The sequence below is a fragment of the Bdellovibrio sp. CKG001 genome (assembly GCF_055397465.1).
Genome location: NZ_AP029173.1, coordinates 817,445 through 837,013, shown reverse-complemented (window position 1 = coordinate 837,013; position 19,569 = coordinate 817,445). Strand labels below are relative to the sequence as shown.

Here is a 19,569-nt window from a genome sequence, read left to right as displayed (position 1 = left end):
CCTTTTCTTTTTCAATCTAACCTTGACCTTGAGACTTCTTTTCTAGCTCAGCCCAACGAGCATACAAAGCTTCAATCTTCGCCTGCAACTCTGAAATCTGCGCATACAGTTCTTGAACCTTACTGGCCTGACTAACAACTTCCGGCTTGCCCGCTTCCGCTTGCAGGTCGGATAGCTTGGCTTCAAGATCAAAGATCGTGGTTTCCATGTTCTCCAGTTCGAACTTTTCTTTGAAAGAAAGTTTCACTGGCTTGCTTGCAGCTGCCGCCTTTTCCACTTTCTTTTCCTTCTTCAGTTCCTGCGCCTGAAGTTCTTTTTGCTCCTCAAACCACTCTTCCCACTGCAGATAACCCGCAAAGCGCTCCATGGTGGTTTCGCCGTCAGGCTGCTTATGGAAGGCCAGGATGTCTGTTGCCACCTGGTCCATAAAGAAACGATCGTGCGTGACTAAAATCACGGCCCCGTTAAATTCCTTCAAGGACTCTTCCAACACGGTTAGTGTTGCCACATCCAGATCGTTGGTCGGCTCGTCCAGAATAAGAACCTGGGCTTCGTTGAGCATCAACTGGGCGATACGCAGGCGGCTTTGTTCACCACCAGAAAGCTTTTCGACCGGAAGATCCATCTGCTGACGATTAAACAGGAATCTTTCCAAATAGCTGCGCGCAAAGACGTACTGCCCCTGATAATGAACATAGTCCCCGTCAGGGCAGATGTTTTTAAGAACTGATTCCTTGGGCTTCAAGGTTTCACGGTTTTGTTCGAAATAGGAAATCTTCAACTTGTCGGCCTGAACCACCCGTCCCGAGGTCGGCTGCTCCTGCTGCAACAAAATACGAATCAAGGTGGACTTTCCTGAACCGTTGTCCCCCAACAAAGCCAAACGAGTCTTCGGCGTCACCAAATAGCTGAAGTCTTTAAACAGCACGCGACCATCGTAAGACTTCGTGACATGATCCACCTCGATCAGCTTTTGCGGATTGCGATCGGTTTCCTTAAATTCAATTTTTACTTTGCGAGCGGCATTCTTGGCAGAAAGCTCTTCGACATCTTCCTTCAAGGTTCCGGCCCGTTCAATGCGTGCTTTTTGTTTTGTCAGACGCGCTTTGGCCCCGCGACGAAGCCACTCAGTTTCACGGCGAAGAGTGTTCTTCATCGCCAGCTCTTTTTGCTCCTGTCCTGCCAACAAAATCTCTTTTGCTTCCAAGAATTCCAGATATCCACCATTTGTGGAAATCAGATAGTTGGGGTTCTTTGGATCCAGATCAAAGATCTTGGTCACCGTTCGCTGCAAGAACAAACGGTCGTGCGTGATCGTCAATGTCGCAAACGGAGCGCGGCTTAGGAACTCCTCCAGCCACATGATACTAGAAACATCCAGATGATTCGTCGGCTCATCCAGCAGCAGCAATTCAGGGCCCAGCACCAGTTCGCGAGCCAGGGCCACACGCTTCTTCCAACCACCAGACAGATCCTGAACCAGGAAGTTCTCGCCAAACTGGGAAAGTTCCAAGCGGGCAATCCACTCATAAGCGGACCCGATGGATTCGTGCTCGTCCTGACATTTACTCAGAATGGCTTCCAGGATGGTTTCGCCGGGGTTGAAAACAGGAGTCTGCTCTAGATATCCCAGGCGCAGACCTTTTTTTGCCGTCACTTCCCCAGCATCGGGACTCATTCGTCCGGCAAGAATCTTCAGCAGCGTGGATTTACCGGCGCCATTGGGGCCGACCAGACCAACACGCTCACCTTCTTCAATTCCAAGGCTGACGTTCTTAAACAGGACCTTGCCTGCAAAGGATTTCTCTAATTTATGGGTATTAATAAGAAGCATGACCCAACTTACAGTTGATTCTTGATATCGGCCAGAATTTTCTCTATGGGCATGACGAATTCACCCGTACACTCATTGTCATGACAATGGCGCACCGACGAACCATTTGGGGCCTCGCCAAATGTCGATTCATTAAAGTCATTCTCACCACTAGACAGAATTCCGACCAGTTTATTGCGATCTTTTGAATAGATCGGTGATCCAGAGTTACCTTCAAATACATCCAGCTCTGAAATCATCATTCCGTTATCCGCCTTAGCCAATCGGATCTTACCATCGGCCTTCTTTAAAGGACTGCCCAACGGATAACCCAAAGAATAAACTTCCGCTCCTTCACGCAATGCCACAGAATCTATCTGTGCTGCTCCCACATTCACCATTTGAGTCAGTTTCACCACAGCATAATCCAACCCCTTGGAGAAGTCCTGCCGAAGATGAGTAATCCCTTTGCACTCAAAGGCCTCCATTTGCGCTGCTGGCAGATCTTTACGATAGTTGCGAACAAAAACCGTGTTTTCGCATGTATGAAGGTCATCAAAGCAGTGACCTGCCGTAAGAACCACGTCGGAACTCATCAACACGCCAGAACAAAATGCGAGATGGCTCTGATCCCGCCAGACCAGTTCTTCGCCTGTACTATAAACTTCGTTGATAAAGCTTGTCTCGCCTGACGTTTTAAACAGATCCCAAGATTCACGAGATACCAGAGCAAAACTACTGCCCAGATTGAGCATCTCTGAAGTGACTTCCCGGACCGAGTCATCTCCATAGATCACACCCTGCCCGTTCTTTTCCGGACCAGAAACAAAGCCGGGCGTGGAGTTTTCTCCACACCCGAATAAGTTTATCAGCAGGGTCCCTATCAGGACGGCGCGAACTAATTTCACTTAGTGTCCTTTTGTGAAGTCCACTTCATCTGCGTGAGCCTCAGGCAAGTGGCCTAGTTCCCAACGCTTCTCAATATTCTCTTCGTCAATAGACTCAATGTCAGTGCCGATGGCTTTTACTTTATAAGTCGCTGTAGCAATCTCTTTGTTTGCTCTATTCTCAACAGAGATTCGAACCAATGCATCCTGACCAACTTCCGACCATTGACGAACATCTCTAAGATCCACAACACCGTCAATTTCTTTCGTCACATCACCTACAGTCACGAACTGCTTAAGGCCTTTCATCTTCGCATCGTTACCAACCAGATCCACTTTCATCAGGTCTTTCTCGGATTTCATTTGAATCGCCAGATCCAAGTGGCGTGGGGAAGTCGCCGATTTAGGACGTGGTAGTTTTGCAAACTCACCCTTGCGGAAAGCCGCAATCTCAGAAGCACTCTTGCCTTCAAGGAAGTTCATCAGTTCGGTGTAAGTCACACATTTTACTTCAGGCTTAGAGCAAACTTCGTTCGCGAACTCAAAGAACGCTTCATAGTAGGCTCCACCCATCCACTTGGAGAAGTGGTGACCGATATGAACTGGCGCACGGTTGCCATAATAGTTTGTGTTGAAGTAACTGCGATAGATTTCAAGCATATTTGCTTTTACTTTCGCCTTTTGTGCTGTTGAAACTGCATTCAAGCAATCACGGGCCTTATTCGCCTTCACAACCTGACCGTTTTTATCGGTCGTCATCATCTGCATCGTTTGAGGCTCTTCTTTCAAAACACGAGCTGAATCACGAACACAATAGTTATAATCCATGGAAATCCAATTGCGAGATCCACCAGGCTCAGGAACTTCAGCCAATGGGAAGTTCCATGTTCCATACTCGTTTTTCTCAGGCCAATAGTTTGGCCTGTTCAACTTGGAAGTATCGTATTTAATACCGAATTTAGGAAGATTCGGCCACAATCCATCACTGACACCCAAAACCGGAGCGCGGAAGCCGTTTATATCCTTTCGGAACAAAAGGCCCTTCCTCTCTTTGGGACGAATGTTGTTCAAAGAAAAGACATTGTCCACGATGTAATAGAATTGTTGGAACTCGGACTTCCAGTCAGCCTCGGACCAGCGCAAGTCCCACTTCCACTTGATATTATTGTCTGAATCACGCACGCACTTACGTGTAATGGGAGAGATTTCGCACTCCCTATATCCCGCATCGAAGTGGCCAACTGCGTGAGAACCAATTTCATGACCTTCGCGATAGGCCTCGTTCATTTGGTCGATACGCTGGGAGATATCCTCGCGGTCATCACCCCAGCCAATTGCTGAACCACGGTTTCTCGTTGCAACAATCTTATCTTTAGAGTCTCTGGTAAGGCGCATTCCCGGAGGATTATAGACATTCTTATTTTCCGGGCTTAGCAAATACACTGGATTAATAAAGAAAGTAAAACGGGTATCCACACCGCGATCTTTTCTCATCTGAGAGTAATCACGAGAATACTGCCAAACGTCGTTATTGTAAGAGCCGTCAAAAGCAAATAATACGAATTGCGGTGGTCTTTCCACCTTATGACTTTGCGCCCACGCAAAGTGTTGTGTGAACAACGACAACGTCACAAGACCTTTTGCAATTAAACTTCTCTTAGACATTTAAGCCTCCCAAATGTTATTTATTTCACAATGGAGGGGTTGCAACGCCTATGCCCGCGAAATCACGGGATTTAGGCCCAAAATGCTGTCTAGAAACTGAACAAAGAACAATTCACGCCTACCACTGTTTTAAAGTGAGACAGTCAGAGTTCACCGGCAGGCCAGATCAGATGAGGGGGCACATCTTTCTCTGGTTCTTCTTCATATTCATCGGTTAAAGGTCGGATTCGATCTGGCTGGGTTAGAAATGCCGCCTTCCAGGGAATCCTCGCCCCCACAAGATCCTCATCCTTCACCCCAGCCAGATAAGGAAACAGTACCCCCGAAAAATCAGCCTTTCCGGAACAATAGAAGCTGGTGAAATAGTAGATCACATCTGATTCGACCAGCAACGGACGCACATCTCGAGGATAGAATCTATTTAAAGAGACCACTTTCCCATCAAGAGTTTTGATAAGCTCAAATTTCGATCTTTTGATACCGGAGGTCGCCACGATCTCTTGCACTTTCTCATCTTCGTCTAAATCATAGGCACAGGCGGCATGCTCAATCCTTCTATGAATTGAACACTGCCCTTCCTTTAAAAATTCATTGTCTGCCGACCAGGCGATCCTAATTAACAATTCCGGCGCCAAATAAATGCCTGAATTGTCAATATTCCACATTGTGGACTTCAGATTAGGATGATGACTAAGATAAGCCAAAAGAACTGGTTCTGCGAATAACGATTGGAACTGTCGAATTAGCTCTCCTTCATACAGCAACTGAACCTGCGAAGATCCTAGCTCTTCCGCACAAGGAATCTTTTTCAGAAATCCCATCACCGCATCTGAGCTAGCAACTTCACCCATTTGAATGCTCTGTATGACTTGGGACTTCACAAAAAGACACGACAAGCCAACTCTCTCAATCGTTGAAAGCGCCGCGTTCACATTTCCTTCAGACACTTTGGTCAGAATCTCTTTTATAGCCTTCAAGTAGAAGTCCAATACGAAAACCGTTGTCTCGCTGGCCTCAACTTTGATCTCTTGTAATTTCCTGGTATGATTTAATAGCTTCAAAAGACTTTCATAACGTAGTGTCAGCACGTTCCCATTAAAGGCCGCCTGTTCACTTCCCAAGTTATAGGGCCCTATCGACCTCTCTATCAGAATCTTTGCAATCTCCAAATTGTCTGCTTTCAGAGCCATACCCAGCGGGGTTTCTGAAAGACCTGCAAATGAATACTCGGACATTTCCAATTTTTGTAGCTCCTGCTCGACCACAGTAACATTCCCCGAACGAACAGCTGCCAGTACATTCTTCTGCTGCAAAGAGGCCGTTGAACTAGTGACTGGCCTCATAGCTAAATTCTTATCGTCACCAGCATCCTTACTGAATGAACACGCCTGCAGCCCCAGAACTAAGACCACTAAAAAGAGAAATCTTATCATTGAGTTCTCCCTTCTGGAATACTGCAAAGCTCTGAACGGAATTTCGTTCCATCAGTAGGAGTAAGACCAGTAGAGCTGTCTTCAAGAGAGCGTCCGCTATAGAGTTCTTTGAATTGCGCCTTTGACAACCGAATATCAGGAAACTGATAACGGAACAACGCCCACAGACTGGCATTATTCTCTTCATCCTCAGGACAATATATACTGTCTTCCACGCAAGATAGCTTAATACTGCTGCTCATTCCCTCTGCAAGAGTGTAAGGATATGTATAGCTACCCACTTCAGGATTAATCAGCTTCGTCGCCACATCCATCCACCTTTCAAAAGAGGCCTTGTCACTAAAACAGGGTTTCTTTAGCATCAGCATGGTCACTGGACTAATCTCCGCATGACTGGAGCTCAAGCCCATTTTACCGGAGTGCCAACCACCCGCCGGTACCATGATACTGACTGTGGTAATTTTCTTTAGCCCCATCAAAGTCGTTAGAAAATTTATATCCTTAAATGCTGACTGAAACTGGTAGAAGTATTCAAAACTGATCCATTCAGAAATTTTATTCAAAGAAAAACGATCTTTGTACTTTGAGCACGCTTTGCTATTAATGACTTCCAAAAAAGCGGAACCCGTTGATGCATTAGAAGTATAAATGCTCTTCACCAGCATATCTGCCAGATCTTCACAGCCACTCGGGCCTAACTGATACTCCTCGAGGCGAGCATAAAATGCCTCCCGGTCAGTGGGTCCCGATCCAATAAAGTAACTTGAAGCAATATCACGAAAGCTCTCTCGTTGAGCAGACCGCACAAGGCTGCTCAACTCCTCATCATACCCAATCTTCTCCCGGCTGTCCTGATTCAGAACAAATGGACTGTGACCACTAATCAGCAGATAGCTCAAGATCTTGGTTTTCTTGTGTTTAATAGCCAAATCAATCGCACTTGTGGATGTGTCCTTGGCAAGAAGGTCGACCTCGGCCTTCCGTTCCGCCAGTTGCTCGATGGCTTGCTCTTCATCTTCACCGGCTATGATTTCCTCGATACTTGGAACAACAATCGGACGTGCCTTTTCTTCAACAAAGGTCACTTGAGTAGGCCGTACGGGGTTCTTCTTAAAAGAACACCCCGCCGTTGCCAGCAGCAACAACGCAAAGAATCCAGACATGACAAAACGACCTGACATTTCCATCGCTGCGCTTAGCTGCAAGGCCTGTTCCCACATGCCCGTGGGTCCAGGTGCAAATCAGTGTAAATCCTCTAACCACGGTGACATTTCACGTTCCGCCAGATGCCAGGACTAAAGCCCAAAGTTTGGAACAGTAAAGCAGTCAAGATCCTGCTAAAGATCAAAAAAATGTTCCGATTCAACTTTTCACAGTTAATATGAGGTTAATGAGAATACAGATCGTTGCCTTACTGACTTCAATAATTGGCGTGTCCTTTTTAAACTCCGAGGCCTTGGCCGGCTCCATGACCTGCAACAGAAAGCAGTCAGCCACCAATTGCATGGTCTGCAATTGCTATCACGAATCCCGTGGTGAATCCTTCGACGGCATGGTGGCCGTTACAAAGGTGGTCCTGTCCCGTATGGAGGCCGATTCTCACCCCGACAGCGCATGCGGCGTGGTGTATGAAGACTCCCAATTCAGCTGGACCCAGGACAAATACTCCAACAACATCAATCCCAGCCGGGAAGAAGATATCGAAGGCCTGGAGCAATGCAAGAAGGCCGTCAGCCTTGCCGTCAGCGAAGGACCCAATGATATTATCTACTATTATAATCCCGACGTAGCCCGGCCTTACTGGGCTCGGCACATGACCAGTTGCGGGACGATCGGAAATCACAGATTCCTGGTTCCCCGTGGCGAATCCTGTCCTAAAAAGCTTGGAGCCAACGGAAAAACATCACAGAAAAAATCAGGTGGTGGCAGCAGCAAAACAAGCACAGGAGTCCGCTAATGATAAAACCGTTTATTGCAACCCTACTGATTGGCACCTTCTGTTATGCCGCCCCCGTGGAAGTTTCCAAAACCGGCATGGTTGAAGTCATCGTCAATGACGGAAACGCAAAGATCTCTTTGCCAGCCGAAGCAAAAAAAGCTCTGATCTCCTGGAATCCGGAGTTTCTTGTTTTCGATCTGAAAGACTACAGTGAATCTGTTTTGAGTCTGGTCAAAGAAGTTGAACCTCAGGGTGTACCTATGGCCTTTATAGCAGACCTGGATAATAACGGCGAAAAAGATATCGTCCTTCTTGGCAGCGATCTGCATCGCCAATATGCCGTCGCGTTGACTAAAAAGGATAACAAATGGCAAGCCGTGGAAATTCAATCCTGGAATATTGCCAATATCAAGTCCACCACTCTGCCAAAAGTTGATAAATCAAAACCGGCTGAATCCGGCATTCCTTTGTATGTTCTGCCCGCGGAAGGCGAGCACGCAAAAAAACTGGGCAAGAAGATCGGCATTCAGGTTGAAAGATATATGGGTACAGCTTCGGTCTATGAAATCAAAGACGGAAAAGCAGCCCAGGTTCTTCTTAAATAAGTCCTTTCGAACTAAAATTCAGTACGAAACCTATCATGTGGTTTCGTACTGAAAATGTCTCTGTTCCAACATTTCCAGATATTGTTCACGATCCACAAGCTTGCCACCCATGCTGGCCACAACTGGCGTGACCATCTGCACATCCATCCACTGATGTCCCATCTCTGAAAGCACTTCGACCAGCCGCCACAGAGCCAGCTTCGAGGCGTTGGGCTTTTTATAAAACATGCTTTCCCCACTGAAGACACCTTCCACCAGAACACCATAGATCCCACCGATTAGAATGTTGTTCTCGCGAACCTCGACTGACATGCAATAACCCGCTTTGAAAAACTCCAGGTACGCCCGCTTCATCTGCGCCGTGATCCAGGTTCCTTCCTGACCCGGACGCGGCTGCTTGGAGCACTCCTCCAGCACCTGGTGAAAATCTTTGTTCACAGTGAAAGTTATTTCAGAATGACGCCGACGAAAGCGTTTTAAACTTTCCGGCACGTGAAAGTCCTGAAAATCCAAAATACCCCGCTGTTCGGGGGAAAACCACAGCATGGGAAGCCCTGGCTGCGGCCACGGAAAAATGCCTTTGCTGTAAGCGGTGTAAAGGGTGCCGACATCGAGAACTCCCCCGATGGCGATAATCCCCTCGGCCAAAGTGTCGCGGGCATCTGGAAAATCAACCGAAGATCGAAACTTTCCCTGCATTATTTCTGAGCCTTATAAGTAAGTCGATAAATCACCCCGGCCTTATCGTCAGAAATCAGGAGGGAACCATCTGGCAAAACCTCAACGTCCACAGGACGCCCCCAGGCCGAGTCGCCCTGCAACCAGCCTTCAATAAAGCCTTCGGTTTTTTCAACCTGAGACCCATTGAGTTTTACAAAGGTCAGACGATACCCCTGCGGAGTCGAACGGTTCCAGGAGCCATGTTCTGCCAGAAGAATGCTGTTGTGGTATTCTGCCGGGAACATATTACCAGTGTAAAATCGCATTCCCAACGGGGCCACGTGGGCCCGCAGCTCTACCACTGGAGCCACATAGTCGGAGCACTTTTTACCTTTGCCGAACTCGGGGTCCACGATGTTTTTGCCATGACAAAAAGGGAAACCAAAGTTCTGCCCTTGCACCGTCAGCCGATTGACCTCACAAGGGGGACGATCATCCCCCATCCAGTCTCGGCCGTTGTCTGTAAACCACAGTTCTTTGCTGACCGGATGAAAATCAAATCCCACCGTGTTGCGCACTCCCGAAGCGACCTCTTCCTTGGAGGTCCCGTTCACATCAATACGATAGATGCGTGCATAGTCCTTCCCAGGATCACAGATATTACAATTGGCACCAACGGGAACGTAGAGTTTGCCATCCGGTCCAAAACGAATGAACTTCCAACCATGATGCGTATCTGACGGAAATTTCTGTGGCAAAGTTCGCAAAGGTTTTAAAGGCAGCTTGGCCTTCGGACTGCCGTCATACTCATGAATACTTGAAATTTCGGCGATATACACTTTGCCATCTTTAAACGCAACCCCGTTAGGGCTTTCTAATCCTTGCGCAAAGACCTGGGTTTTTCCGTCTTTAACGACATACACTTTATCGCCCGAGCGAGACCCCACAAACACACGGCCATCTGGCGCCTGCGTCAGGGACCTGGCCCCCGGAACCCGAGCCCAGACAGAAATGGCAAAGCCTGGTGGCAATTTTAATTTATCCAAAGGCAACGACGCTGCCTCCAGAGAAAGCGAACTAAAAAGCAATCCCAACAAAAGTAAAACCACCCTCACGCGCCCTCCCAAGTCCAATCTCAAGTTTCAAATTTCGAATCTCTATTTTTTCTATTTTCTATTCTCGATTTTCCATTTTCACCAAGCAGACATCACACTTGCCACAAGGTGTTTTGTGCTCATGCCCGAAATAACTGTAGATGCGATTCATCCGGCATTCGCTGTCCTGATTCGCCCATTGCACCATTTGTAAAAGCTTGGTGTTCTGAGCACGCAAAATGGCCTCGCCATTTTCCGCTAGGAACTGTTCATCCGTCGGCGCTTGTATACAAGCATATGGGAACGGATCGTCGGATTTTTGCAGACAGCCCCAGCGCTCCAAAATACTGACCGCCGCTTCAGAACGGAAATCCCGGCGATTTCTAAAATTCATTTGTTCACGAAGGAAGTCAAATCCCCCCTGATCCACCTGCATTCTTTTGTCTTCTATCAATTGATAGATTTTTCGAATGAACTCAGGCTCGGGATGAGACCATTTCAAAAATTCCATCTGAATGCTGACATCGTCCTGATCGTACAACAAGTGACAGAAGGACTCCTGTCCGTCACGACCGGCACGCCCCACCTCTTGAAAATAGGATTCCAATGAGTTCGGAGTTTCCGCATGAATCAAAAGACGAACATTGCTTTTATCAATCCCCAGCCCGAAGGCAGGCGTCGCAATCATCAACGGAGCTTGTTCACTTTGAAAGGCTTTCTGATTGCGCTTGCGATCCTGAGGAGGCAAGTCGCCGTGATAAACCAGGTGCTTGATTCCCATACGACTTAATGAAGACGAGATTTTTTTTAACGTCTGAATCAGAGAGCAATAAATAATGGCGGCGCCATCAACCTGATGACGAAGACCCACGATGGCCCGAATTTTTTCATCCAGTCCGTAGATATCATGCACATTCAAAGCCAGGTTGGGGCGTTCGATCCCGGCCGAAACAATCGGCGCCTCTTCGATGTTTAGCTTTTTAAGAATGTCCTTTTGGACCTCGGGGGTTGCTGTCGCCGTCAAAGCCAGGGTCGGAGGATTCCCCAGCATGGCCCGAAACTCCCCCACCCGCGAATAGTCCGGGCGGAAGTCATGGCCCCATTGAGAGATACAATGAGCCTCGTCCACGGCCAAAAGCTGGATTTTACGCTTTTCGATGGCGCGCAGGAACTCTGATTTACGAAAACGCTCGGGGGTCACATAGATCAGTTTATAAGAACCTTGGGCCAAGCGCTCCTGCCGCGACTCACGTTCCTCGCGGCTTAAGGTGGAGCTTAGAAATGTGGCAGAGATCCCCAACTCCTGGGCTTTCTGAGCCTGATCCTGCATCAGAGCGATCAAGGGCGAGATCACGACCACCAGACCGTCTCGAGTCTTGGCTGGGAACTGAAAACAGAGGCTTTTTCCCATTCCCGTGGGCATCAAAGCCAGCAGGTTTTCATTTGCCCAAACTTTGCGCAGAATGGACTCCTGTTCGCCCCGAAAGGAAGTAAAAGGAAAGTTCGCTTTTAATAGGTGAAGAAGATCGGTCATAGTGCCGATCAGTTTACGCTACGAAGAAGGCGCTCGGAAGGCTTCCCATCCTAGATAGTTGCGGTGCGTCGTGAATCTGGGCTAGAATCTTTTTTTGCACTTAGTAGTATTTGATGATAATTCGATTGCTTTCATAAATTTTGCTAATGAAAACAGCGGTTAAAACCATATAAACGAAGGGTAAAGATATGTCCAAAAATTGGAATATTGATATGGTCAGAAACATCGGTATCTCGGCGCACATCGACTCCGGGAAAACGACCACTTCTGAGCGTATTTTGTTCTATGGAGGTAAGATCCACGCTATCCACGAAGTTCGTGGTAAAGATGGCGTCGGCGCGACAATGGACTCCATGGATCTAGAGAGAGAAAAAGGTATCACGATCGCTTCTGCTGCGACTCAAGTTCAGTGGAAAGACTATACCATCAACTTGATCGACACACCGGGGCACGTGGACTTCACAGTTGAAGTTGAGCGTTCTCTTCGCGTTCTTGACGGTGCGATCCTTTTGCTTTGCGGTGTTGCGGGCGTTCAGTCCCAGTCCATCACTGTTGACCGTCAGATGAAACGTTACAACGTACCTCGTTTGGCTTTCGTAAATAAATTGGACCGTCAAGGTGCCAACCCTTACCGTGTAACTGACGCTTTGATCGAAAAGCTTCGTTTGAATGCTGTTATGATCACTATTCCAATTGGTCTAGAAGACCAACACAGAGGTCACGTTGACCTTGTGGAAATGTGCTCTTACATCAACGAAGGTAAAGACGGTGAAAACGTTATCCGCGGCGAGATCCCACCAGACATGGTTGATCAAGCTAAGAAATACCGTCAGATCATGATCGGCAAACTTGCTGATATCGATCCTACCATCGAAGAGAAATTCTTGATGGAAGAAGAACCAACTCTTGAAGAGCTTCGCGCTGCTATCCGTAAAGGCACTATCGGCTTGAAACTTGTTCCGGTTCTTTGCGGTTCTGCGTTCAAAAACAAAGGTGTTCAACGTCTTATCGACGCTGTTACTTACTATCTTCCGTCCCCTGCTGAGAAAAAAGAGCAAGCTCTTGATCTTACTAAGAACGAAGAGAAGTTCGACCTTACACCAGACAACAACAAACCATTGGTTTCCTTGGCGTTCAAACTTCAAGAGACTCCATTTGGTCAGTTGACTTACATGCGTATTTACCAAGGTAAGATGTCCAAAGGTGACTTCGTTATCAATCAGTCAAACAAGAAATCTGTTAAGATTCCTCGTTTGGTGCGTATGCACTCTGATAAGATGGAAGATATCGACACAGCTTACGCTGGTGACATCGTTGCATTGTTCGGTATCGACTGTGCTTCCGGTGACACTTTCTGTGATGACAAGATCCAGGCGTCCATGCAATCCATGCACGTTCCTGAACCAGTTATCAGCTTGGCAGTTGCGCCGAAAGACAAAGCTGCAGCGAACAACTTCTCCAAAGCTCTTCAAAAGTTCCGTAAGGAAGACCCTACTTTCCGCGTTCACCGTGACGAGGAATCCAACGAGACTATCATCTCTGGTATGGGTGAGCTTCACTTGGAGATCTATGTTGAGCGTATGAAGCGTGAATTCAACTGTGAAGTTATCGTGGGTGCACCTCAGGTTGCTTACCGTGAGACTATCTCCGTTGAAGCTCCGTTCGACTACACTCACAAAAAACAAACTGGTGGTTCCGGTCAATACGCGAAAATCGTTGGTAAGATCGTTCCACTTCCACCACAAGAAGACGGCTCTGTATTCAAATTTGAAAACAAAGTTGTCGGTGGTCGTATTCCTAAAGAATTCATCCCTGCGGTTGAAGAAGGCTTCAAAGAGCAAACTGTTAAAGGTCCTCTTATCGGCTTCCCAATTGTTGGTGTTGAAGTTGTTCTGGAAGACGGCGCGTACCACGATGTCGACTCCTCATACATGGCGTTTAAAATCGCTGGTATGGCGGCTCTTCGTGAAGTTTACACGAACGCAAAACCAACTGTTCTTGAGCCAATCATGAAGCTTGAGACAACAGTTCCAGACGAATACCAAGGTGCAGCTGTTGGTCAAATCAACCAACGCCGTGGTTCTATCGTGGGCACTACTGCCTTCGAAGGAAACGCAGTTATCGAAGCGGAAGTACCACTGACAGAAATGTTCGGTTACTCCACAGATCTTCGTTCTGCGACCAAAGGTAAAGGTGAGTTCTCTATGGAATTCGCGAAGTACGCTCCAGTACCTCGCAACATCCAGGAAGAACTTGCGAAGAAATACCAAGCGAAGCGCGCAGCTGAGCAGAAGTAAGCCGCAAGGCTTATCCCGCCATAGCTTCAGCGATGGCGGATGGTATTTTCAGAGTTTTTTCCGCCTTTGCCCAGGCTTCGGCGGACAAGCAAACTTCAAAGCCCGGTGGAAACACCGGGCTTTTTTTTATCCAAAAAGACTCTGGACCTTGGTTCATCATCCCCCGACCTAAGCCTTCATCTGCCTTGCACGCCCTAAACAATCCCTACAAGCATGCCGAAAAGTCCTGCGTATTAATCCGAAGCAACTTCTTGAAGGGACAGCCAGCATGGATCGCGATCAGCTTATCGCCGAAATCAAAAAGCAACTGCAAGAGGAAATGAAGCAGTACACTCAAACCCTGAAGGACAAGGTCCCGGCCGAACACCGTGAACAGATGAAAGATCTTAAGGACACTTTAACTGTAAAGGTGAAAGACAATCCGTGGGTGTCCGTCGGCATCGCTGCCTTAGCGGGCTTTGTGATTGCTCGCATGCTTTACAAAAGAAAGGACGACTAAATGAACTTTCTTTTGCCGATTCTTTCATTCTTTATTGGTAACGCCAGAAGCCTTTTTAAAGAGCCTGGAACCGCAATCACTCAACAACTTGTTTTGCATCTGCGGGCCATCACGTTTGTTCTGATCTCCACCATAGGATCGCTGGCTCTGAGCTGCGTGGGGCTGTCACTGTTCATCGCAAGCATCGCCGGTCAATTGGATAAAGGCGAAGAGTTTCAAATCTCCGGAGGGATGATTGTCTATCTTTGTATGACTGTGGTCTCTGCCGGTGTGCTGGCCTACAGCTTAAACCGCAAGACCTGGTTAAAAGCACTGGGTTTTGAAGAACGTCCCGCCCCACCCAAGCAAAGTGGTGCCCTGGAAAATGCCGTGGCCCTGCTAGTGATGGACTACATTGAAGAACGCCAGAACAAAAGAAACGAAAAACAAGAACAGCAAGCGGGTTAAGAACCCGCTTCTTTTTTTGCTGTGTTCAGAAATAAAGAAGGGCTGGTGTTACCAGCCCTTTTCAATGCGAACTCTTACAGATAAGCTTTTACATCGGCCAGCGATTACAGAACTCCTGGCTTTCAGAAGAGATCACTTTGCCTGTAGCTTTAGCCACAACAAGCACAGAGATGGTCGTGCAAGTTTCATCATAGCTGATATCTTCTTGAGTGTGAGTTGTGTAAACTAGAACATCACCACGATCTTCTACTTTTGTAGAGGATGTCACAGGATAGGTTTTGGAGTTTGGCACAGAGAAGATCTCACCGATCATTCCGCCTCCGCCGCCATCGCCACCACCATAGCCGCCTCCATCGAAGCCGCCACTGCCGTAGCCACCACCATCAAAGGAACCACCACCACGGTCATTGCCTTCGTAAGTTTCTTCGCGAGGATCTTTTTCCTCACCACGCTCTTCACCGTCTTTAGGAGCTGGCTCACTTTTACCTTTTCCTTTTTTTGCAGAAACAACGTTCTGATCACCAGAAGTGATATTGGCGAAAGTAGGGGCCGCAAAGGCTACGGAAAGCAGGGCTGCCAACAAGATAGTTTTCATTCTTAGACTCCTTTTGTCTTCAAAACGAGTCTTTAGCACAAGGTGGTCCCGAGAGCCATTCCACGACACCACCCTTGCCATATTTTCATGCTTGTCCAGTTTCTGGACAGCTTAAAGACGCTTATTTTTTAACTGACACTGGCGCCACTTCGTCCAGGAAAGTTAACAAAGCCTGCCAGGACCTGCGAGCCGCAGCTTCATTGTAGGCAGCACCTTTGCTCGGATCATTGCCAGCCTCTTTCTGAGTAAAGGCATGAACGGCGCCCGAGTAAGCAATAAACTGATAGTCCACTTTGGCATCGTTCATCTCTTTCATGAATCCCTCCACCTCGGTGGTGGGGACATAGGGATCAATGGCTCCATGAAGAACCAAAACCTTGCCTTTGATATTCTTTGCCTCTTCAGGTTTTCCCGAAGCCAATCCCCCATGCACACTCACCGCCCCCACAACAGGAAGACCCGAGCGAGCGGCTTCCAAAGCCCCGGTCCCGCCGAAGCAATAGCCCATGATCACAATGTGCTTGGCATCGACGTTTTTGTTTTTCTTCAAGAACTCAAACGCGGCCTTTTCACGCTCCCGGAAAAGCTTGGTGTTCCCCTTGTATTCACCCGCCAGTTTTCCGGCCTCTGTCTGATTTCCGGGACGCTTGCCCTTGCCATAGTTATCAGCCGCTAAAACGACATATCCTTTTTCTGCCAACATGCGCGCACTGTTTTTTTCATGATCCGTAAGCCCCATCCACTGATGCACGATAATGACGGCCGGACGTGGACCCTTGATCGCTTCGTCATAGGCCAAAAACCCTTCCAGGATGGTTTTGCCGTCTTTGTATTCCACAGTTTCGGCCTTCACCTCAGCTCTTGCAAACGCGCCGGACAAAATGACTGCGCCCATCACCATTAAATTTCGTAGATTCATCTGAACTCCCTCTTACTTTACCAAAGTCTATGAAGGGGTCTTAGAAAGGTCAAAAACACCCATTTAAGGAGTGCTGAGTCACAAAAAGCTCAATTAAATCAAATATAACAGGACTTCTTGCAAGTTGCGTTATAGACAGGGGCCTTCCCCATCGTGGTACACTAAGACCTCATATGGAATATCACAGGCCTAGGCCCGTCACATTTAACTTCTCTGAATTAAGCATCACTCTATGACAATTATTATTGTTCTGTTCATCAGTACCATCGGTATCTCGTTTTTGTGTTCAATGCTCGAAGCTGTTCTTCTGACCTCGACCTCTGCGTACATCGGGGTGCTGGTCAAAGAGAATAAAAGAAGCGGAAAGCTTCTTGAACACCTGAAAGAAAACATCGACCGCCCCATCTCTGCCATCCTGACCCTGAACACCCTGTCCCACACCTTGGGTTCCGCTGCCATCGCCTACCAGATTCAGATTCAATACGGACAAGAAGCCGTCACGGTGGCCTCTTTTGCCCTGACTTTCATGATCCTGATTCTGTCTGAGATCATTCCCAAGTCTGTCGGCGCCGCCCACTGGAAAGCCCTGGTTCCCTTTGCCGCCTACACCATCCAGTTCATGATCCTGATATTGTATCCATTGGTGATCATGTCGGAATGGCTGGGTCGTTTCTTTGCAAAGACCTCTGAAGACCCGGAAGTGACCCGTGAAGAGATCCTGATGACCGCCGAAATCGGCGTGGAAGAAGGAACTTTAAAAGGCAAAGAATCCAACATCATCAAGAACCTGCTGATGCTGGATAAGATCTATGTGTCTGATATCATGACCCCAAGATCCGTGTTCTTTGCTTTGGACAAGGATCAAACCGTAGAAGAGGTGTTTAACAAATACCGTCCGCTGCGTTTCTCGCGCATTCCGGTTTACGATGGCAGCCTGGATAACATCATCGGCATGACCTATCGCTACAAGATCCACGAAGCCCTGTCGAATGATCAGCACGACAAAGTGATCGGTGATATCGTAACCCCGATCTCCAGCATCCCGGAACGCATGACCGTGTCCCAGGTTTTGGACTTCTTCATCAAAGAAAAAGAACACGTGGCTTTGGCCGTGGATGAATATGGCATCGTCGCCGGCCTGGTCAGTCTGGAAGACGCGGTTGAAACTCTGTTGGGTGTTGAAATCGTCGACGAACTGGACAGCGTGGAAGACATGCGCAAGTTCGCTTTGGAACAATGGCAACTGCGCAAACAAAAACTGCGCCGGAGCTAGGCTGTGATCCTGTTCTATATCCCCTGCCCTGACAAAACGTGCGCCGAAAAGATCGCCAGAACTCTTTTGGAAGAAAAACTGATCGGCTGCGCCAACATCATTCCGGGAATGGAATCGATGTACTGGTGGGAAGGAAAAATAGAGACAAGCTCTGAGCATATCTTGATCCTGAAAGTCTTGAAAACCTCTGACGCACAGGACTTAGTCACAAAAAGAGTCAAAGAGCTTCATCCCTACGATGTCCCTTGCATCATGACTCTCCCCGTCCTTGGAATTAATCCCGAATACAAGAAGTGGCTTGAAGAAACCTAGGTACAGACTTACTTTTGGGAGTGCGGGCGCAATAGAGACTTTTCGCGCCGGCACCAACCCTTAGCAAAAGGCTTATCTCGATGACTCGACAAGAACTTGCCAAGAAGATCTATGACATTGCCCATCTGACGGGAGAATTTAAATTGCGCTCCGGACAAATCTCCAACGAATACTTCGACAAGTATCGTTTTGAGGCACAACCCACTTTGCTTCGCGAGATCGCAAAACAGATGGCCCCTCTGATTCCCGCCGGCACCGAAGTTCTGGCCGGACTTGAAATGGGCGGCATCCCGATCGCCACGGCCCTGTCCTTGGAAACTGGCATCCCTTGTGTTTTCGTTCGTAAAGAAGCCAAAGAATACGGCACCTGTAAGTTCGCAGAGGGGCTTGAGATCTCTGGTAAAAACGTCTGCGTGATCGAAGACGTTGTGACCACCGGCGGCCAGGTGGTTCTATCCACGGCGGATTTGCGCTCGATCGGCGCGAAGGTTTCCACAGTTCTGTGCGTGATCCACCGGGGTCCGTCATTCCCTGAGCCGAAGCTGACTGAGATAGGGCTGGACCTTCGTCCGCTCTTCAAGAAATCCGATTTTTAGCCGATACAGAGAACTGGTTTATCTTATCAGGAGAAGACAAGATGAAACAGTTCTCTAAGGCACTTTTAGGCACAGCTATTGTTTTCGCCACATCGACGGCCGTTGCGGGGTATGACGACTTTGATTGTCGCTCTAATGGCACTATGGAGTTGACCGGGTTGAAGTGCGTTTCTTGCGGAATTCAAAAGTACTATCAAGATCAAGGCCAGGAAGTTGAAGTGTCTGACAAGTGGCTGGCTCTTATGGGGCTTCTGGTACAAAAAAGATTTGATGGCGATACGGTCAGGTCACCACAAAATCGTGAAGTCTTTCAAACTGCTGTCATCAAGCTCGTGCAAGCCTATGGTGCTTGCTCAGAGTATCTTGGAAAAGACACTGTAAAAAATGGTCGCAGCAGGCAATATCACGACATGAGTGTGGAAGAATGGAATGTCATTAAAAAATATCTAACGGGTACCTCTCCCGTTTCAGACAAGGAACTCAATAAAATCGCAAGTATGTTTGGCTTTGATTCATTTTTCTGGCGCCAGCAGGATAACAAAGACAGTTTGGATTACCTGTTCGATGGAGCCTTCGATGGACAAACCACGCTGGAATATAAACGCGACATCTTCAAGGAAAAGTTAAACCAAGCAACTATTCCTGATTACAATGTTTCTGGAGAAAAAATTGAGCGCCCCAAAGACTACATCAAAAAAGGCGAAAAGGACCAGGGACTGCGCAAATGTCTTGCAGACATAAAAGAGCGCTACTTTAGAAAGCAAATGGGCGACAAAGCATCTCATAAGTTCTGCGCAACTATCGCAGATGCCTGCGACATTCCAAGAAAAAACCTTGCTTCCACTACAGAAGACTTCTGTCTTCGCCAAGGCATGGCACTTCGCCCTTTCTCACAATCTCAGCCAAAACCATTTGGCAATGGTGGCGGGTCAAATGGCGGTAAAGGCCCAACACCTCCGGGACTTAGTCGTCCAGCTGGCGGCACAAGATAAAAAAAGGGG

Annotated in this window: 19 protein-coding genes; 9 read left to right on the top strand and 10 right to left on the bottom strand. The window is 47.8% G+C overall.

Annotated elements, in window-relative coordinates:
* Positions 1-16 precede the first annotated feature (16 nt).
* The 5 genes from ACZ50P_RS04155 to ACZ50P_RS04135 all read right to left on the bottom strand — a co-directional run bounded on the left by ACZ50P_RS04155 (position 17) and on the right by ACZ50P_RS04135 (position 7,018).
* Positions 17-1,834 carry an ABC-F family ATP-binding cassette domain-containing protein gene (locus ACZ50P_RS04155; RefSeq protein WP_464133666.1) on the bottom strand — a complete coding sequence of 606 codons (1,818 nt, stop codon included), beginning with the start codon at positions 1,832-1,834 and terminating at the stop codon, positions 17-19.
* 8 nt (positions 1,835-1,842) lie between these two features.
* Complete coding sequence (locus ACZ50P_RS04150) at positions 1,843-2,721, bottom strand: trypsin-like serine peptidase (RefSeq protein ID WP_464133663.1); 879 nt, start codon at positions 2,719-2,721, stop codon at positions 1,843-1,845.
* Positions 2,722-4,365 (bottom strand): polysaccharide deacetylase family protein, encoded by a 1,644-nt coding sequence (locus ACZ50P_RS04145; protein WP_464133661.1) that lies wholly within the window; start codon positions 4,363-4,365, stop codon positions 2,722-2,724. It lies immediately after the preceding gene.
* 143 nt (positions 4,366-4,508) lie between these two features.
* Positions 4,509-5,798, bottom strand: a complete 1,290-nt coding sequence (locus tag ACZ50P_RS04140; RefSeq protein ID WP_464133659.1) for a hypothetical protein — start codon at positions 5,796-5,798, stop codon at positions 4,509-4,511.
* On the bottom strand, positions 5,795-7,018 hold the full coding sequence (locus tag ACZ50P_RS04135) for a hypothetical protein (RefSeq protein WP_464133658.1): 1,224 nt from the start codon (positions 7,016-7,018) through the stop codon (positions 5,795-5,797). Before ACZ50P_RS04135 ends, ACZ50P_RS04140 begins: the two co-directional genes overlap by 4 nt.
* Before the next feature lie 170 nt (positions 7,019-7,188).
* On the opposite strand from ACZ50P_RS04135, the gene ACZ50P_RS04130 reads away from it, so the two are divergent.
* Positions 7,189-7,755, top strand: coding sequence for a cell wall hydrolase (locus tag ACZ50P_RS04130; protein ID WP_464133656.1), 567 nt, complete (start codon positions 7,189-7,191; stop codon positions 7,753-7,755).
* A complete protein-coding gene (locus tag ACZ50P_RS04125; protein WP_464133654.1) occupies positions 7,755-8,342 on the top strand; it encodes a hypothetical protein in 588 nt (195 codons plus the stop codon). Before ACZ50P_RS04130 ends, ACZ50P_RS04125 begins: the two co-directional genes overlap by 1 nt.
* A gap of 33 nt (positions 8,343-8,375) precedes the next feature.
* On the opposite strand, the gene aat is transcribed toward ACZ50P_RS04125, so the two are convergent.
* The 3 genes from aat to ACZ50P_RS04110 are packed head-to-tail and all read right to left on the bottom strand — an operon-like array spanning position 8,376 to position 11,630.
* Entirely contained in the window at positions 8,376-9,041 is a 666-nt protein-coding gene (gene aat, locus ACZ50P_RS04120; RefSeq protein ID WP_464118022.1) for a leucyl/phenylalanyl-tRNA--protein transferase, read from the bottom strand.
* A complete protein-coding gene (locus ACZ50P_RS04115) occupies positions 9,041-10,117 on the bottom strand; it encodes a PQQ-dependent sugar dehydrogenase (RefSeq protein WP_464133652.1) in 1,077 nt (358 codons plus the stop codon). The genes aat and ACZ50P_RS04115 overlap by 1 nt, the downstream gene beginning before the upstream one ends.
* A 58-nt stretch (positions 10,118-10,175) precedes the next feature.
* On the bottom strand, positions 10,176-11,630 hold the full coding sequence (locus tag ACZ50P_RS04110; protein ID WP_464133650.1) for a RecQ family ATP-dependent DNA helicase: 1,455 nt from the start codon (positions 11,628-11,630) through the stop codon (positions 10,176-10,178).
* Between the two features lie 188 nt (positions 11,631-11,818).
* Here ACZ50P_RS04110 and fusA point away from each other — a divergent pair, with 188 nt between their 5' ends.
* The 3 genes from fusA (at position 11,819) to ACZ50P_RS04095 (ending at position 14,873) form a co-directional block, all read left to right on the top strand.
* Entirely contained in the window at positions 11,819-13,927 is a 2,109-nt protein-coding gene (fusA, locus tag ACZ50P_RS04105) for an elongation factor G (protein WP_464118025.1), read from the top strand.
* Positions 13,928-14,195: 268 nt separating this feature from the next.
* Positions 14,196-14,426, top strand: a complete 231-nt coding sequence (locus ACZ50P_RS04100; RefSeq protein ID WP_464118026.1) for a hypothetical protein — start codon at positions 14,196-14,198, stop codon at positions 14,424-14,426.
* Complete coding sequence (locus ACZ50P_RS04095; RefSeq protein WP_464133647.1) at positions 14,427-14,873, top strand: hypothetical protein; 447 nt, start codon at positions 14,427-14,429, stop codon at positions 14,871-14,873.
* An 88-nt stretch (positions 14,874-14,961) separates the two neighbouring features.
* On the opposite strand, the gene ACZ50P_RS04090 is transcribed toward ACZ50P_RS04095, so the two are convergent.
* Entirely contained in the window at positions 14,962-15,468 is a 507-nt protein-coding gene (locus ACZ50P_RS04090; protein ID WP_464133646.1) for a hypothetical protein, read from the bottom strand.
* 121 nt (positions 15,469-15,589) lie between these two features.
* Positions 15,590-16,387: a dienelactone hydrolase family protein gene (locus ACZ50P_RS04085; RefSeq protein ID WP_464133643.1), complete on the bottom strand. Its 798-nt coding sequence runs from the start codon at positions 16,385-16,387 to the stop codon at positions 15,590-15,592.
* A 232-nt stretch (positions 16,388-16,619) separates the two neighbouring features.
* Here ACZ50P_RS04085 and ACZ50P_RS04080 point away from each other — a divergent pair, with 232 nt between their 5' ends.
* From ACZ50P_RS04080 to ACZ50P_RS04065, 4 genes are all read left to right on the top strand, one after another.
* Positions 16,620-17,660 (top strand): CNNM domain-containing protein, encoded by a 1,041-nt coding sequence (locus ACZ50P_RS04080; protein ID WP_464118030.1) that lies wholly within the window; start codon positions 16,620-16,622, stop codon positions 17,658-17,660.
* A 3-nt stretch (positions 17,661-17,663) separates the two neighbouring features.
* The gene (cutA, locus tag ACZ50P_RS04075; RefSeq protein WP_464118031.1) at positions 17,664-17,972 is read left to right on the top strand and encodes a divalent-cation tolerance protein CutA; all 309 of its coding nucleotides are present in this window, start codon (positions 17,664-17,666) and stop codon (positions 17,970-17,972) included.
* 80 nt (positions 17,973-18,052) lie between these two features.
* Positions 18,053-18,568 carry an orotate phosphoribosyltransferase gene (pyrE, locus tag ACZ50P_RS04070; RefSeq protein WP_464133641.1) on the top strand — a complete coding sequence of 172 codons (516 nt, stop codon included), beginning with the start codon at positions 18,053-18,055 and terminating at the stop codon, positions 18,566-18,568.
* A 218-nt stretch (positions 18,569-18,786) separates the two neighbouring features.
* A complete protein-coding gene (locus tag ACZ50P_RS04065; protein WP_464133639.1) occupies positions 18,787-19,560 on the top strand; it encodes a hypothetical protein in 774 nt (257 codons plus the stop codon).
* The last annotated feature ends 9 nt before the right edge of the window (positions 19,561-19,569 follow it).

What these genes read in the sequence shown, in the direction of transcription:
- ACZ50P_RS04145 (WP_464133661.1), bottom strand. Translation starts at nt 4,365, where the DNA reads ATGTCTAAGAGAAGTTTAATTGCAAAAGGTCTTGTGACGTTGTCGTTG.
- pyrE (WP_464133641.1), top strand. Translation starts at nt 18,053, where the DNA reads ATGACTCGACAAGAACTTGCCAAGAAGATCTATGACATTGCCCATCTG.
- aat (WP_464118022.1), bottom strand. Translation starts at nt 9,041, where the DNA reads ATGCAGGGAAAGTTTCGATCTTCGGTTGATTTTCCAGATGCCCGCGAC.
- ACZ50P_RS04110 (WP_464133650.1), bottom strand. Translation starts at nt 11,630, where the DNA reads ATGACCGATCTTCTTCACCTATTAAAAGCGAACTTTCCTTTTACTTCC.
- ACZ50P_RS04080 (WP_464118030.1), top strand. Translation starts at nt 16,620, where the DNA reads ATGACAATTATTATTGTTCTGTTCATCAGTACCATCGGTATCTCGTTT.
- ACZ50P_RS04100 (WP_464118026.1), top strand. Translation starts at nt 14,196, where the DNA reads ATGGATCGCGATCAGCTTATCGCCGAAATCAAAAAGCAACTGCAAGAG.
- ACZ50P_RS04125 (WP_464133654.1), top strand. Translation starts at nt 7,755, where the DNA reads ATGATAAAACCGTTTATTGCAACCCTACTGATTGGCACCTTCTGTTAT.
- ACZ50P_RS04155 (WP_464133666.1), bottom strand. Translation starts at nt 1,834, where the DNA reads ATGCTTCTTATTAATACCCATAAATTAGAGAAATCCTTTGCAGGCAAG.
- ACZ50P_RS04085 (WP_464133643.1), bottom strand. Translation starts at nt 16,387, where the DNA reads ATGAATCTACGAAATTTAATGGTGATGGGCGCAGTCATTTTGTCCGGC.
- ACZ50P_RS04130 (WP_464133656.1), top strand. Translation starts at nt 7,189, where the DNA reads ATGAGAATACAGATCGTTGCCTTACTGACTTCAATAATTGGCGTGTCC.
- ACZ50P_RS04135 (WP_464133658.1), bottom strand. Translation starts at nt 7,018, where the DNA reads ATGTGGGAACAGGCCTTGCAGCTAAGCGCAGCGATGGAAATGTCAGGT.
- ACZ50P_RS04090 (WP_464133646.1), bottom strand. Translation starts at nt 15,468, where the DNA reads ATGAAAACTATCTTGTTGGCAGCCCTGCTTTCCGTAGCCTTTGCGGCC.
- ACZ50P_RS04095 (WP_464133647.1), top strand. Translation starts at nt 14,427, where the DNA reads ATGAACTTTCTTTTGCCGATTCTTTCATTCTTTATTGGTAACGCCAGA.
- ACZ50P_RS04140 (WP_464133659.1), bottom strand. Translation starts at nt 5,798, where the DNA reads ATGATAAGATTTCTCTTTTTAGTGGTCTTAGTTCTGGGGCTGCAGGCG.
- fusA (WP_464118025.1), top strand. Translation starts at nt 11,819, where the DNA reads ATGTCCAAAAATTGGAATATTGATATGGTCAGAAACATCGGTATCTCG.